The 14,515-nt window shown below is 72.1% G+C and carries 14 protein-coding genes; 5 read left to right on the top strand and 9 right to left on the bottom strand.

Features of this window, described 5'->3' with window-relative positions; all coding sequences use genetic code 11:
• Positions 1–25 precede the first annotated feature (25 nt).
• Together ACF1BN_RS16765 and ACF1BN_RS16760 are read right to left on the bottom strand one after the other, a co-directional pair.
• Positions 26–1,414, bottom strand: a complete 1,389-nt coding sequence (locus ACF1BN_RS16765; protein WP_392332375.1) for an aspartate aminotransferase family protein — start codon at positions 1,412–1,414, stop codon at positions 26–28.
• Entirely contained in the window at positions 1,399–1,890 is a 492-nt protein-coding gene (locus ACF1BN_RS16760) for an Lrp/AsnC family transcriptional regulator (RefSeq protein WP_234338256.1), read from the bottom strand. Before ACF1BN_RS16760 ends, ACF1BN_RS16765 begins: the two co-directional genes overlap by 16 nt.
• A 205-nt stretch (positions 1,891–2,095) precedes the next feature.
• Between ACF1BN_RS16760 and ACF1BN_RS16755 the strand changes: the two genes are divergently transcribed.
• From ACF1BN_RS16755 to ACF1BN_RS16745, 3 genes are all read left to right on the top strand, one after another.
• Positions 2,096–3,532, top strand: coding sequence for a gamma-aminobutyraldehyde dehydrogenase (locus ACF1BN_RS16755; protein ID WP_392332374.1), 1,437 nt, complete (start codon positions 2,096–2,098; stop codon positions 3,530–3,532).
• A 311-nt stretch (positions 3,533–3,843) separates the two neighbouring features.
• Positions 3,844–5,007 carry a spermidine/putrescine ABC transporter substrate-binding protein gene (locus ACF1BN_RS16750; protein ID WP_392332373.1) on the top strand — a complete coding sequence of 388 codons (1,164 nt, stop codon included), beginning with the start codon at positions 3,844–3,846 and terminating at the stop codon, positions 5,005–5,007.
• A 50-nt stretch (positions 5,008–5,057) separates the two neighbouring features.
• A complete protein-coding gene (locus ACF1BN_RS16745) occupies positions 5,058–5,597 on the top strand; it encodes a hypothetical protein (RefSeq protein ID WP_392332372.1) in 540 nt (179 codons plus the stop codon).
• 75 nt (positions 5,598–5,672) lie between these two features.
• Here ACF1BN_RS16745 and ACF1BN_RS16740 read toward each other — a convergent pair whose 3' ends face one another.
• The 6 genes from ACF1BN_RS16740 to ACF1BN_RS16715 form a co-directional block, all read right to left on the bottom strand.
• Positions 5,673–6,854, bottom strand: a complete 1,182-nt coding sequence (locus tag ACF1BN_RS16740) for a serine hydrolase domain-containing protein (RefSeq protein WP_392332371.1) — start codon at positions 6,852–6,854, stop codon at positions 5,673–5,675.
• A 95-nt stretch (positions 6,855–6,949) separates the two neighbouring features.
• Positions 6,950–7,663 carry a response regulator gene (locus ACF1BN_RS16735; protein ID WP_392332370.1) on the bottom strand — a complete coding sequence of 238 codons (714 nt, stop codon included), beginning with the start codon at positions 7,661–7,663 and terminating at the stop codon, positions 6,950–6,952.
• The gene (locus ACF1BN_RS16730; protein WP_392332369.1) at positions 7,660–8,820 is read right to left on the bottom strand and encodes a sensor histidine kinase; all 1,161 of its coding nucleotides are present in this window, start codon (positions 8,818–8,820) and stop codon (positions 7,660–7,662) included. Before ACF1BN_RS16730 ends, ACF1BN_RS16735 begins: the two co-directional genes overlap by 4 nt.
• Positions 8,820–9,596, bottom strand: coding sequence for an SAM-dependent methyltransferase (locus ACF1BN_RS16725; RefSeq protein ID WP_392332368.1), 777 nt, complete (start codon positions 9,594–9,596; stop codon positions 8,820–8,822). Before ACF1BN_RS16725 ends, ACF1BN_RS16730 begins: the two co-directional genes overlap by 1 nt.
• Positions 9,596–10,282 carry a glycerophosphodiester phosphodiesterase gene (locus tag ACF1BN_RS16720; protein ID WP_392332367.1) on the bottom strand — a complete coding sequence of 229 codons (687 nt, stop codon included), beginning with the start codon at positions 10,280–10,282 and terminating at the stop codon, positions 9,596–9,598. The genes ACF1BN_RS16725 and ACF1BN_RS16720 overlap by 1 nt, the downstream gene beginning before the upstream one ends.
• Before the next feature lie 22 nt (positions 10,283–10,304).
• Entirely contained in the window at positions 10,305–11,336 is a 1,032-nt protein-coding gene (locus tag ACF1BN_RS16715) for an adenosine deaminase (protein ID WP_392332366.1), read from the bottom strand.
• 75 nt (positions 11,337–11,411) lie between these two features.
• On the opposite strand from ACF1BN_RS16715, the gene ACF1BN_RS16710 reads away from it, so the two are divergent.
• The gene (locus tag ACF1BN_RS16710) at positions 11,412–12,218 is read left to right on the top strand and encodes a DUF4190 domain-containing protein (protein WP_392332365.1); all 807 of its coding nucleotides are present in this window, start codon (positions 11,412–11,414) and stop codon (positions 12,216–12,218) included.
• Between the two features lie 9 nt (positions 12,219–12,227).
• On the opposite strand, the gene ACF1BN_RS16705 is transcribed toward ACF1BN_RS16710, so the two are convergent.
• Positions 12,228–12,791, bottom strand: coding sequence for an NADAR family protein (locus ACF1BN_RS16705; protein WP_392332364.1), 564 nt, complete (start codon positions 12,789–12,791; stop codon positions 12,228–12,230).
• Between the two features lie 175 nt (positions 12,792–12,966).
• Here ACF1BN_RS16705 and ACF1BN_RS16700 point away from each other — a divergent pair, with 175 nt between their 5' ends.
• On the top strand, positions 12,967–14,481 hold the full coding sequence (locus ACF1BN_RS16700; protein WP_392332363.1) for a gamma-aminobutyraldehyde dehydrogenase: 1,515 nt from the start codon (positions 12,967–12,969) through the stop codon (positions 14,479–14,481).
• Positions 14,482–14,515 lie beyond the last annotated feature (34 nt).

The following is a 14,515-nucleotide window of genomic DNA, read 5'->3' as shown; positions in this document are numbered from 1 at the left end:
CCTCGGGGGAGGGCTCCCGGTGGACTCAGAGCTTGGTCCACGCCTCGGTCAGCACCGTGCGCAGGATGCCCTCGATCTCGTCGAAGGTGCCCTGGTCGGCGATGAGCGGCGGGGCCAGCTGGATGACCGGGTCGCCGCGGTCGTCGGCCCGGCAGTACAGGCCGTTCTCGAAGAGCGCCTTGGAGAGGAAGCCGTACAGGACGCGCTCGGTCTCCTCGTCCGTGAAGGACTCCTTGGTGGTCTTGTCCTTGACGAGCTCGATGCCGTAGAAGTAGCCGTTGCCGCGGACGTCGCCGACGATCGGCAGGTCGTGCAGCTTCTGGAGCGTCGAGAAGAAGGCGCCCTCGTTGTCCAGGACGTGCTGGTTGAGGCCTTCCTTGTCGAAGATGTCCAGGTTGGCGATGGCGACCGCCGAGGACACCGGGTGGCCACCGAAGGTGTAGCCGTGCAGGAAGGTGTTGTCGCCCTTGTAGAACGGCTCGGCGATGCGGTCCGAGACGATGCAGGCGCCGATCGGGGAGTAGCCCGAGGTCATGCCCTTGGCGCAGGTGATCATGTCGGGCACGTAGCCGAACTTGTCACAGGCGAACATGGTGCCGAGGCGGCCGAAGGCGCAGATCGTCTCGTCGGAGACGAGCAGCACGTCGTACTGGTCGCAGATCTCGCGGACGCGCTGGAAGTAGCCGGGCGGCGGCGGGAAGCAGCCGCCGGCGTTCTGCACCGGCTCCAGGAAGACGGCCGCGACGGTGTCGGGGCCCTCGAAGAGGATCTGCTGCTCGATCTGGTCGGCGGCCCAGCGGCCGAAGGCCTCGGGGTCGTCGCCGTGGATCGGGGCGCGGTAGATGTTGGTGTTCGGCACCTTGTGCGCGCCGGGGACCAGCGGCTCGAAGGGGGCCTTCAGGGCCGGCAGGCCGGTGATGGACAGGGCGCCCTGCGGGGTGCCGTGGTAGGCGACCGCACGCGAGATGACCTTGTACTTGGTGTGCTTGCCCTGCAGCTTGAAGTACTGCTTGGCGAGCTTCCACGCGGTCTCGACGGCCTCGCCGCCACCGGTGGTGAAGAAGACCTTGTTGAGGTCGCCCGGGGCGTAGTGGGCGAGGCGCTCGGCGAGCTCCACGGCCTTCGGGTGGGCGTAGGACCACACCGGGAAGAAGGCGAGCTCCTGGGCCTGCTTGTACGCGACCTCGGCCAGCTCCTGGCGGCCGTGACCGGCGTTGACCACGAAGAGGCCCGCGAGACCGTCGAGGTAGCGCTTGCCCTTGTCGTCGAAGATGTAGGTGCCCTCACCGCGGACGATGGTGGGGACGGGGCTGTTCTCGTACGACGACATGCGGGTGAAGTGCATCCACAGGTGGTCGTAGGCGGACTTTGACAGGTCGCTGCGGTCCTGGCTCACGGTTATCGGGTTCCCCACATGTAGGTCTGCTTCTTGAGCTTCAGGTAAACGAAGCTCTCGGTGGAGCGCACGCCGGGGAGCGTGCGGATCCGCTTGTTGATGACTTCCAGAAGGTGGTCGTCGTCCTCGCAGACGATCTCCACCATCAGGTCGAAGGAGCCCGCGGTCATCACCACGTACTCGCACTCGGGCATGTCCGTCAGCGCTTCCGCGACCGGATCCAGGTCACCCTCGACGTGGATGCCGACCATCGCCTGCCGCCGGAGGCCCACGGTGAGCGGGTCGGTGACGGCGACGATCTGCATGACGCCCTGGTCGAGGAGCTTCTGGACGCGCTGCCGCACCGCCGCCTCGGAGAGGCCGACGGCCTTGCCGATGGCGGCGTAGGGACGGCGGCCGTCCTCCTGGAGCTGCTCGATGATCGCCAGGGAGACGGCGTCGATCGTCGGGGACGAACCGGTTCCGGTTCTGGAGTCTGTGCTTCGACTGGCCACGTCCTCACTGTGCACCGAGATGCACCGTCGCGCAACCCCAGAGCGATGTAATTCGTTGTTCGAGGCTCCTGTGAGCACTGAATCCGAAGTCGGAGGGGTCCGGGGCTGTTGAAAGCGTCAGCCGAAGAAGTAGGCTGAGGTGTCTCACCCATCGGGACACCGCACAACGCCGTGCGAAGACAGAACGTGACAGGAGGGGTGGCAAGTGACCACCGAGCTGCGCCGGCTGCGCAACTACATCGACGGAGAGTTCCGCGACGCGACCGACGGCCGCACCATCGAGGTGATCAACCCGGCCACCGGCGAGGTGTACGCGACCTCCCCGCTCTCCGGCCAGGCCGACGTCGACGCCGCCATGGAGGCCGCCGCGGCCGCCTTCCCCGCCTGGCGCGACACCACGCCGTCCGAGCGCCAGAAGGTGCTCCTCAAGATCGCCGACGCCTTCGAGGAGCGCGCCGACGAGCTCATCGCCGCCGAGGTCCTGAACACCGGCAAGCCGACCGCCCTCGTCGCGAGCGAGGAGGTGCCCCCGATGGTGGACCAGATCCGCTTCTTCGCGGGCGCCGCCCGTCTCCTCGAAGGCCGCTCCGCCGGCGAGTACATGGAGGGCATGACCTCCATCGTCCGCCGCGAGCCGGTGGGCGTCTGCGCCCAGGTCGCGCCGTGGAACTACCCGATGATGATGGCCGTGTGGAAGTTCGCCCCGGCCCTCGCCGCGGGCAACACGGTCGTCCTCAAGCCCTCGGACACCACCCCCGCCTCCACGGTCCTGATGGCCGAGATCATCGGCTCGATCGTCCCCAAGGGCGTCTTCAACGTCCTCTGCGGCGACCGCGAGACCGGCCGCGCCATGGTCGAGCACCCGACCCCGGCGATGGCCTCCATCACCGGCTCCGTCCGGGCCGGCATGCAGGTCGCCGAGTCGGCGGCCAAGGACGTCAAGCGCGTCCACCTGGAGCTGGGGGGCAAGGCCCCCGTCGTGGTCTTCGAGGACACCGACATCGACAAGGCCGTCGAGGACATCTCCGTCGCCGGCTTCTTCAACGCGGGCCAGGACTGTACGGCCGCCACCCGCGTGCTCGTCCACGAGTCCATCCACGACGAGTTCGTCGCCGCCCTCGCCAAGGCCGCCGCCGAGACGAAGACCGGTCAGCCGGACGACGAGGACGTGCTCTACGGCCCGCTCAACAACGCCAACCAGCTGAAGCAGGTCACCGGCTTCATCGACCGCCTCCCGGCCCACGCCAAGGTCGAGGCCGGCGGCCACCGCGTCGGCGACAAGGGCTACTTCTACGCCCCGACCGTCGTCTCCGGCCTCGAGCAGGACGACGAGATCGTCCAGAACGAGGTCTTCGGCCCGGTCATCACCGTCCAGTCCTTCACGGACGAGGCGCAGGCCCTTCAGTACGCCAACGACGTCGAGTACGCCCTCGCCTCCTCCGTCTGGACCAAGGACCACGCGCGCGCGATGCGCATGTCCAAGGCCCTCGACTTCGGCTGCGTGTGGATCAACACCCACATCCCGCTCGTCGCCGAGATGCCGCACGGCGGCTACAAGAAGTCCGGCTACGGCAAGGACCTCTCCGCGTACGGCTTCGAGGACTACACGCGCATCAAGCACGTGATGACCTCGCTGGGCTGAACCGCCCGGTCGTAGGCTTGGCTTGACCTCGCCGGGCCGAACCGCCCGGCAGTACGCACGGCTTGACCTCGCCGGGCCGAACCGCCCGGCAGTACGCACGGCTTGACCTCGCCGGGCCGAACCGCCCGGTGGTCCAGGCGGGTTGACCTCGCCGAGCCGCCCGGTCGTCCGTCCGCCACGGCCCCGGCACCCGTCGATCAGATGATCGACAAGGTGTCGGGGCCGTGCCGTGCCGCTCGACGGAGCGTCCATTGCGGGGCCGAGGAGCCGGACGCGATGCTTCACGGGTGAGAGCGACAGCCAGGAACCCCATGCCGCGCCGGTCCCTCCTGCGGGGCCTCGGCGCCGCCGGCACCGCCGGCCTCCTCGCCGCCTGCGGCGTCAAGCCCGCCTACGTCGCCGAGGACCGGCGGGCCGGCCGCGACCTGTCCGGCCGCGAGCGGACCGTCACCTTCGCCAACTGGCCGCTCTACATCGACACCGCCGACGACGATCCGCGCGCGCGGCCCACGCTCGACGCCTTCCGGGAACGGACCGGGATCTCCGTCCACTACACCGAGGAGATCAACGACAACGACGAGTTCTTCGGCAAGGTCGGCCCGGCCCTGATGAACGGGCAGTCCACCGACCGCGACCTCATCGTCGTCAGCGACTGGATGGCCGCCCGCTTCGTCCGGCTCGGCTGGGTCCAGAAGATGGACCGCGCCGCGCAGACGCACGTCGCCGGCCACCTCGACCCGCAACTGCTGCGCCCCGCCTTCGACCCCGGCCGGCTGCACTCCGTGCCCTGGCAGTCCGGCATCACCGGCATCGCCTACAACCGGCGCAGGCTCGGCCGGGAGCTGCGCTCCACCCGCCAGCTGTGGGACGCCGACCTGCGCGGCAAGGTCACCCTCCTCTCCGGCCTCGACGAGTCCATCTCCCTGCTCATGCAGGGCGACGGAGTGGACGTCACCCGCTGGACCGAGGCCGACTTCCACCGGGTCTGCGACCGGATCGAGGGGCTCGTCAGGACCAGGCACATCCGCCGCTTCACCGGGAACGACTACATCAAGGACCTCGCCGGCGGCGACGTGCTGGCCTGCCAGGCGTACTCCGGCGACGTCATCCAGCTCCAGGCCGACAACCCCGACATCGAGTTCGTCGTCCCCGAGGAGGGCGGCGAACTGTGGGCCGAGTCGCTGATGATCCCCAACCTCGCCCGCCACAAGGCCAACGCCGAGAAGCTCGTCGACTACTACTACGAGCCCGAGGTCGCCGCCGAACTCGCCGCCTGGGTCAACTACGTCTGCCCCGTCCCGGCCGCGCAGGCCGTCCTCGCCGACTCGGGCGACGAAGAGCTGGTCGCCCTCGCCGAGGACCCGCTGATCTTCCCCGACCGGGAGATGCGCGGCCGCCTCGCCATCGCCCGGGACATCACCTCCACGGAGCGCCGCGCGATGGCCAAGCGGTGGAACGGGATCGTCGGCCTCTGAGACCGCCCCCCCATTTCTGAACACGTTCAAGAGGGGCGTACGCTGGGGCCATGAGCGACACGAACGGGCCCGGAGCCCTTCTCACGCGCATCCGCGCCTGGCTGATCCTCTTCGTCGTTTGTCTCGTCCTGAGCGGGCTCACCGCCTTCCCGCTCGTCACCGAACTCCGCTGGCTCGACTCCTCGCTGACCGGCTGGGCGGCGCCGGTCGCGGAGGCCCTGCCCGGGCTCGCGGAGTGGATCCACAAGGTGGCCGGCGGGCTGGAGACCGCCGCGGCCGAGGCGCCGTACCTGCTGTACGGCAACGACTGGCTGGCCTTCGCCCACCTCGTCATCGCCGTCGCCTTCCACGGCGTGTACCGCGACCCCGTCCGCAACATCTGGGTCGTCGAGTTCGGGATGATCGCCTGCGTCGGCATCATCCCCCTGGCCCTGATCTGCGGGCCGATCCGGGACATCCCCTTCTGGTGGTCGGTCATCGACATGTCCTTCGGGGTCTTCGGCATCCTGCCCCTGATCCACGTGCGCCGCATGATCAAGCGGCTCGAAGCCGTCACGGCGGCGGCGGCACCGGCGGCCGTGCCCGCGTAGCCGCGGACCGCCGCCACCCGGTCCAGGGGCGCACCCGGCCGGGACGGTCACGCCCTGCCCGGCGGACGCCGGTGATCAGTCCGGCAGGCCGTAGGCCCCGACCATCAGGCCGAGGACCGTCCGGTTGGTGTCCTGCCCCTTGGCGTCGGTCGAGTTGACCGAGTAGACCAGGGTCCGCTCCCCGTGCCGGGTCGAGGCGATGGCCGCGTTGTAGCCCCAGCGGCCGCCCGTCTTGCCCCACACCTCGCGCCCGCCCAGCCGCTTCATCGACAGGCCGACGGAGAAGGCGGCCGGGTCGCCGCGCAGGTCGGTCACCTTCGGCAGGGTGAACATCTCCTCCAGGAGCGGGCCGCGGACCACCCGGCCCGCGAACAGGGCCCGGGTGAACCGCTCCAGGTCCGCCGTGGTCGAGATCAGATCACCGGCCGCCCACCCGTCCGTCGCCCGCCACACCGAGACGTCCCGCAGCCCGGTCGTCCCGTCCTCCAGCCGCATCAGCTGGTAGCCGTGGTTGTACGGGCCCCGGATCCCGGCCTCCCGGCCCGGGAGGTAGGTGTCCCGCAGACCGAGCGGGCGCAGGATCCGCTTCCCCACCTGCGCCTCGAACGAGTCCCCGGTCACCCGCTCCACGATCAGGCCCGCGATCGTGTAGCCGATGTTCAGGTAGTGCTGGCGGGTGCCCGGCCGGAACTCGCGCGGCTTCGCGGTCGCCGAGCGGACCAGCTCCTCCGGCTCGTGGACGGCGAAGCGGTTCTCGTACCACTCCTCCACCGTCGTCCCGGGGAAGTCCGGTGCCGGGATGCCGTGCGTGTGGTTCAGCAACTGCCGCACGGTCACCGCCGCGTACCGGCCCGGGACCAGCTCCGGAAGGTACGAGCGGGCCGTCCGGTCCAGGTCGACCCGCCCCTCGGCGGCCAGCTGGAGCACCGTCGCCGCCGTGAACACCTTCGTCACCGAACCCGCCCGGAAGCGGCCCGCCGGATCGGCCGGGGCCCCCGACTCCACGTCGTGGACGCCCGCGCCGCCCCGCCAGACGCCCTCGGTGCCGCCCACCCGGACCAGCGCCGCCGTCGCGTCGGCACGCGGCAGCCCCGCGAGCACCGCCGACAGGTCCGGAGAGGCCGGGTCGGTCGCGGCCGGCGCCGTCGCGGCGGACGCGGGGGCGGACGCCGCGAAGGCGGGGGAGAGGGCGGCGGGGCCCGCCGCGACGCCCAGGACCAGGGCGGCGGCGAGCAGCGTGCGGGTGGACTTCCTCATGGTCAACTCCCGTGGTGCGATCGGTCGTTCTCGATGGCTCCATCCTGCTGCGCCGCGGCGGTCCGCGGATCGCCCGCACCGGCGGTCCTCGCCCGTCACCCCCTCGCCCGCGCGGGGGAGGGGCCGCCGTCCGCGGCTCCCCCCGGCGGGGGAGGAGCGGGCGCCACCAGGCCCGTCTCGTAGGCGCAGATGACCGCCTGGATCCGGTCCCGCAGCCCCAGCTTCGCCAGCACATGGCCCACATGGGTCTTCACCGTGTGCTCGCTGACCACCAGCTCCGCCGCGATCTCCGCGTTCGACAGCCCCCGCGCGAGCAGCAGCAGCGTCTCCCGCTCCCGGCCCGTCAGCACGTCGAGCCGCGGGTCCGGCGCCGCCGCCCGGCGCGGACCGCCCGCCGTGTACTGCTCCACGAGCCGCCGCGCCACCGACGGCGCCAGCAGCGAGTCGCCCGCCGCCACCACCCGGACCGCGTGCACCAGATCGTCCCGGCGCACGTCCTTCAGCAGAAAGCCGCTCGCGCCCGCGTGCAGCGCCTCGTACACGTACGCGTCCGAGTCGAAGGTCGTCAGGATCACCGTCCGGCAGGTGCTCTCCGCGCCGATCGTCCGGCACGCCTCGATCCCGTCCATCCGGGGCATCCGGATGTCGAGCAGCGCCACGTCCGGCCGGTGGCGGCGCACCGCCTCCACCGCCGCCGCCCCGTCGGCGACCTCCGCGACCACCTCGATGTCGTCCTGGACGTCGAGGATCAGCGCGAAACCACTGCGCACCAGCTCCTGGTCGTCGGCCACCACCACACGGATCGTCACGGCCCCACCTCCGCGGCGGAGGGTACGGGCAGCTCCGCCCGCACCTCGAATCCGGTGCCACCGGGACCCGCGCCCGCCGTCGCCGTGCCCCCGTGCGCCGCCGCCCGCTCCCGTATCCCCGCCAGACCGTGGCCCGCGGACCGGCCCGGCGCCCGGAGCGCGGAGGCCCGGGGGCCACGCCCGTCGTCGGTGACCACGACGGTGAGGACGGGGCCGGAGCGGTCGATCCGGACCGTGGCGGTACGGGCCCGGGCGTGCCGGACCGTGTTGGTCAGGGCCTCCTGCGCGATCCGGTACGCCGTCGCCGCGAGCGGCGCGGGCAGCGCCGCCACCCCGCCGGAGGTCTCGTACCGCACGTCCAGGCCACCGGCCCGCACCCGGTCGAGGAGCGCGGGCAGTTCCCCCAGGTCCGGCTGGGGCGAGCGCCCGCCGCCCGGGTCCTCGTCCCGCAACACACCGAGCATGCGCCGCAGTTGGTCCATCGCGTCCCGGCCGGTCGCCGAGATCGCCTCGAAGGCCGCCTCCGCCCGCTCCGGCGCCCTGCGCACCGCCACCGGACCCGCCTCCGCCTGCACGATCATCAGGCTCACCGCGTGCGACAGGATGTCGTGCATCTCCCGGGCGATCCGGGCCCGTTCCCGCGCCGCCGCCCGCTCCGCCTCCACCCGCTGCGCCCGCTGCCGGGCGTCGGTGAGCCGGCCGAAGGCATAGGCCGCGCCGAACACGAAGAGCGAGAAGGTGAGTTCACGGACCGAACGGGTGTTGAGCCACACCGACACCGGCACCGCCACCACGAGCAGCCCGGCCGTCACCGCCCGCTGCCAGGCCGACGCCAGTGCCGCGACCGTGTACACGCACACCAGCCCCTGGTAGGGCAGCGGCTGCCCGGGCCCCTCCGTGCCGAGCTGGTACAGCGCGCTCGCGGCGAGCACCGCGAGCAGCACCGCCATCGGCGCCCGCCGCCGCCACACCAGCGGCAGCACCGTCAGCGTCGTCAGTCCGTACGCCGGCCAGGTCGCCGGCTCCAGCTCCGGCGCGCGCGGCACCACGAAGGGCATCGTCACCGCCGCCTGCACCAGCAGCGCCAGGCCCGCGTCCACCGCCGGCGGATGCGCCGCCCCCCACTCGCGCGCCTGCCCCACCCCCCGTATCCGCATTACGGCTTGCGGCCCACCGCGCCGAACTGCGCCACCGCGGGAGCCTCCGGCGCGCCCCACCGCGCGCAGGAGACGACACCCGGGCCCAGCAGCTCCAGGCCGTCGAAGAAGGAGGTGAACTCCTCGCGGGTGCGGGCGGTGATGGGCGGGGTGGCGTTCTCGTTCCAGAAGGCCATCGCCTCCCTGTTCCCCTCCCCGCCCAGCTCCGGGTCGTACGTCGGGTGGGTGAGGACGAGATGGCTGCCCGAGGGCACGGCGGCCATCAGCGTCCGCACGATCGACCGCGCCTCGTCGGTGTCCAGGACGAAGTTGAGGATGCCCAGCATCAGCACCGCCACCGGGCGCGTCAGGTCCAGGACCTCGCCGGCCGCCGCCACGATCTTCTCCGGGTCGTGGGCGTCGGCGTCCACATAGGCCGTGACGCCCTCGGGGGCGCTGGTCAGCAGCGCCCGGGCGTGGGTCAGGACGATCGGGTCGTTGTCGACGTAGACGATCCGGGCGTCCGGCGCGATCCGCTGCGCCACCTCGTGGGTGTTGTCGGCGGTCGGGAGGCCGGTGCCGACGTCGAGGAACTGGCGGACGCCGTCCGAGGCCAGCCCGGTCACCACGCGGCCGAGGAACGCCCGGTCGGCGCGGGCGACTTCACCGATGCTCGGGTGGAAGGCGGTGACCTGGTCGCCGACGGCGCGGTCCACCGGGTAGTTGTCCTTGCCGCCCAGCCAGTAGTTCCACACCCGGGCGTTGTGGGCGATGTCGGTGCGGATCCGGTCGTTCATCAGGGAGCCTTTCGCAGGACGGCGGCGAGGACGTCGACCCGGTTGGTGGTGATCGAGTCGACCCCGTGGGCGATCAGCCTACGCATGCTCCTGCGGGTGTCCGGCGTCCAGGCCGAGACGAGCAGCCCGTCCCGGTGCACCCGCTGTACCAGCTCGCTGCCGACCAGCCCGAAGCGGTAGTTGAGCCACTTCGGGCGGACCGCGTCGAGGAGCACCGGGCGCGGCGGCGCGAGCGAGGTCCAGGTGAGGGCGATCTCCGCGCGCGGGTCCGCCGCCCGCACCTGGAGCATGGCGACCGAGCCCGCGCAGTAGTGGACGCGCTCGCCCGCGCCGGCCTCGCGGACGGCCCCGACGATCCGGCGCACCGACGCCTCGTTCCCGCCGGGCAGGTCGAGCATCAGCCGGCGCGGCCCGGCCGCCAGGAGCGCGTCCCGGAGCGTCGGCACCCCGCCCCGGGTCAGCTCGCGCAGCTGCTCGTGGGTGAGCGAGGACAGCGGGCGGTCGTGCCCCCACAGCCGCTTCAGGGTGTCGTCGTGCAGCAGGACGGGCACCTCGTCCTTGGTGAGCCGGACGTCGACCTCGACCGCGTCCGCACCCGCCTCGAAGGCGGAGCCGATCGAGGCGAGGGTGTTCTCACGGGCGCGGTACGGGTCGCCGCGGTGGCCTACGACAGTGACAGATCGCATGGCCCCCATTCTTCGCCGCGGTTCAGCGCGCCAGCCAGTCCTCCGTGTACGTGTCGATCTCGGCGGCCAGCCGCTCCTTGCCCGCCGGGTCGAGGAAGGACGCCTCCACCGCGTTCTTCGCGAGGCCGGCCACCCCCCGCTCGTCCAGCTCCAGGAGCCGGGCGGCGACGGCGTACTCGTTGTTCAGGTCGGTGCCGAACATCGGCGGGTCGTCGCTGTTGACCGTCACCAGCACACCGGCGTCCGCCATGGCCCGGATCGGGTGCTCGTCGAGGTTCGCGACGGCCCGGGTCGCGATGTTGGAGGTCGGGCAGACCTCCAGGGCGATCCGGTGCCCCGCCAGGTACGCGAGCAGCTCCGGGTCCCGCACGGAGCTGGTGCCGTGGCCGATGCGCTCGGCCCCCAGGTCGCGGACGGCGTCCCAGACCGTCTGCGGGCCGGTGGTCTCGCCGGCGTGCGGCACCGAGCGGAGCCCGGCCGCGCGGGCCCGGTCGAAGTACGGCTTGAACTGCGGGCGCGGCACCCCGATCTCCGGGCCGCCGAGACCGAAGGAGACCAGGCCCTCGGGACGGATGCCGTCGGTGACGGCGAGCCGCGCGGTCTCCTCGGCGGCGTCCAGGCCGGCCTCGCCGGGGATGTCGAAGCACCAGCGCAGCACGGTGCCGAACTCGGCCTCCGCCGCCTTGCGGGCGTCCTCGATCGCCGCCATGAACGCCCGCTCGTCGATGCCGCGGCGGGTGGAGGAGTACGGGGTGATGGTCAGCTCGGCGTAGCGGATGTTCTGCCGGGCCATGTCCCGGGCGACCTCGAAGGTCAGCAGCCGGACGTCCTCCGGGGTGCGCACGAGGTCCACGACGGAGAGGTACACGTCGATGAAGTGCGCGAAGTCGGTGAAGGTGAAGTAGTCGGCCAGCGCCTCCGGGTCCGTGGGGACCTTGGAGTCCGGATGCCGGGCGGCCAGCTCGGAGACGATCCGGGGGGAGGCGGAGCCCACGTGGTGGACGTGCAGCTCGGCCTTGGGCAGGCCCGCGATGAAGGGGTGCAGATCGGTCATCGGGTCATCGTAGGCCGGGCGGGGGGAGCCGGTGCGGACGCCGTAGCATGACGGGACCAGGGAGGGAGCCCCGACATGTCCGACCGAGCCGAGCCGCGCCCGCAGGGCGGGGACACCGTCGACCCGTGGGCTCCGCCGGAGCGCGCGGAGGCCCCGGTGGAGACGGGCAAGCGGGTCCCGGTGCACGACCAGCCGACGATCACCTCGATACCCACCGGGGACGCGGCCGGCGCCGAGCTGCCGCCGCCCCCCGTCGCCCCCGGCGGCCCGGCCGCGTACGGCGCGCCGGCGCCGCGGCCCGGTCACGCGCCCGGCCCCGCCGCCCCGGGATACGGCCACCCGCCCGCGGGCCCCGCCACCGGCGCGTACGGCTATCCGCCCTCGGGCCCCGCCACCGGCGCGTACGGCTATCCGCCCTCGGGCCCCGCCACGGGTGCGTACGGCTACCCGGCCGCGGGCCCCGCCACGGGTGCCTACGGCTACCCGGCGGCCGGTGCGTACGGCTATCCGCCGGCCCGCCCGATGCCCTACGGGCCGATGTCCGGGCAGAACAACGGCATGGGAACGGCCGGCCTGGTGCTCGGCATCATCGGCACCTGCCTGTTCTGGGTCTGGGGCGTCCCGTCGATCGTGCTCGGCGTCCTCGGCCTGATCTTCGGCATCCTCGGGCGCAAGCGTGCCAACCGGGGCGAGGCGAGCAACGGCGGGACCGCCACCGCGGGCATCGTCCTCGGCAGCGTCTCGATCGTCCTCGGGGCCGCGGTCCTGGCCCTCATCGTCCTGGCCTACCGGTTCGAGGAGTACGAGGAGGAGGGCGGCGAGCGGACCTCCGCGGTCCTCGTCGTCGACGCTCCCGGCCAGGCCCGGGAAGGCGCTTCCTAGAGCCTGTCGTCAGACGGGAGGCCGACGACAGGCCCGCAGCCGCTCCCGGGCCTCCATCAGCGCGAAGCCCAGCAGGTTGAGGCCGCGCCAGCGGGTCGGGTCGTGGGCGCCGGGGTCGCCGGCGGCGAGGCCGATGCCCCACACGCGGTCCAGCGGGCTCGCCTCCACCAGGACGCGGGTGTTCGTCCCGAGCAGATAGCTCCGCAGCCCGTCGTCCGAGGCGAACTTGTGGAAGCTGCCCGCCACCACGATCCCGGAGCGCTCCCGCGCCCACACGGTCTCGTCGAAGCCGCGGACGAGCCGCCCCGCGTTCTTGGCCTCGGCCGGAGTGGCCGCGGAGAGCGCGGCCCGCTCCGCCTCGGCGTCGCCGAAGAGGCGCGCCTTCTCCGCCATCATCCAGTGCTCCGCCGTCGCGTACCGCACGCCGGCGACCTCGAAGGGCGACGGCCACCACTGGCTCAGACAGCTCTGCGTGAGCCGTCCGTCCGGGGCCGCGCGGTGGCCCCAGAAGTGCAGCCACTTCACCGTGTCACCCCTGCTGACCTGCTGTGTCAGCGATTCGACCGTCATCATGCACGCGAGTCTGACATCCGCGACAGGCATTCCGTACGAAGATTTTCCCGGGACCTCGACACATGGTCGACCGATTCCGTCGAGTAACCAAAAGGCAACAACGGAATCACTTGTTCGGGCTGTATCCCTCTGTCAGGATCGGCACTCAATTCGAGCTGGGACAACGGAGAGCGTCATGGGCAACCGCTTCCAGGTGACGGACCGCTTCGCGGACGGCGCGCAGTACATCGGCGGACGGCTCCGCCCCGGAACCTCGGGACGGACCCACAGCGTCGTCGACCCGGCCACCGGCGAGAGCGTGTACACCTACGCGCTCGCCTCCACCGCCGACGTCGACGACGCCGTCGCCGCGGCCAAGGCGGCCTTCCCCGGCTGGGCGGGGGCCACCCCAGGTGAGCGCTCCGACGCCCTGCACCGCTTCGCCGCGGTCCTCGCCGAGCAGGCCGAGGACTTCGCCCGGGTCGAGTCGCTCCAGTGCGGCAAGCCGATCCGGCTCACCACCGAGTTCGACGTGCCCGGCACCGTCGACAACACCGCCTTCTTCGCCGGCGCGGCCCGGCACCTCCAGGGCCAGTCCGCCGGCGAGTACTCCGGCGACCACACCTCGTACGTCCGGCGCGAGCCGATCGGCGTGGTCGGCTCCATCGCCCCCTGGAACTACCCGCTCCAGATGGCCGCCTGGAAGATCCTCCCGGCGATCGCCGCCGGAAACACCATCGTCCTGAAGCCGGCCGAGCTGACCCCGCTCACCTCGCTGATGTTCGCCCAGGCGGCCACCGAGGCCGGCATCCCGGACGGCGTCGTCAACATCGTCAACGGCTCCGGCCGCGAGGCGGGCGAGCACCTGGTCGGCCACCCCGACGTCGCCATGACCTCCTTCACCGGCTCCACCCCGGTGGGCAAGCGGGTCGCCGAGGTCGCCACGGCCACCGTGAAGCGGCTCCACCTGGAACTCGGCGGCAAGGCGCCCTTCGTCGTCTTCGACGACGCCGACCTGGAGGCCGCCGCCCACGGCGCCGTCGCCGCCTCCCTCATCAACACCGGCCAGGACTGCACCGCCGCCACTCGCGCCTACGTCCAGCGCCCGCTCTTCGACGCCTTCGTGGCCCGGGTCGCGGAGCTCATGGAGACGGTCCGGCTCGGCGACCCCTTCGACCCCGCCACCGATCTCGGCCCGCTGGTCTCGCACGTCCAGCGCGACCGGGTGGCCGGCTTCGTCGAGCGGGCCCGCGGCTGCGCGACCGTGGTCACCGGAGGAGAAGCCCCTGGTGGAGAGCTCAAGAACGGCGCATACTATCGGCCCACCCTGATCACCGGCGCCGCGCAGGACAGCGAGGTCGTGCAGTCGGAGATCTTCGGACCGGTCCTGGTGGCCCTGCCCTTCGACGGTGACGACGAGGGCATCCGGCTCGCCAACGACACCCCGTACGGCCTCGCCGCCTCCGCCTGGAGCCGTGACGTCTTCCGGGCGAACAGGGCCACCCGCGAGATCAAGGCCGGCTGCGTCTGGGTCAACGACCACATCCCGATCATCAGCGAGATGCCGCACGGCGGATACAAGGCGTCCGGCTACGGAAAGGACATGTCGGCCTACTCCTTCGAGGAGTACACGCAGGTCAAGCACGTGATGTTCGACAACACCGCGGTGGCGGCCAAGGACTGGCACCGCACGATCTTCGGGGACCGATAGTCGTCTGCCGCCCGACCAGCGGCGCAACCATCCC

This window comes from Streptomyces sp. NPDC014861 (assembly GCF_043081625.1).
Taxonomy (GTDB): Bacteria; Actinomycetota; Actinomycetes; order Streptomycetales; family Streptomycetaceae; genus Streptomyces.
The sequence above is the reverse complement of the archived record's forward strand: the minus strand, read 5'-3'. Positions and strand labels throughout refer to the sequence as shown.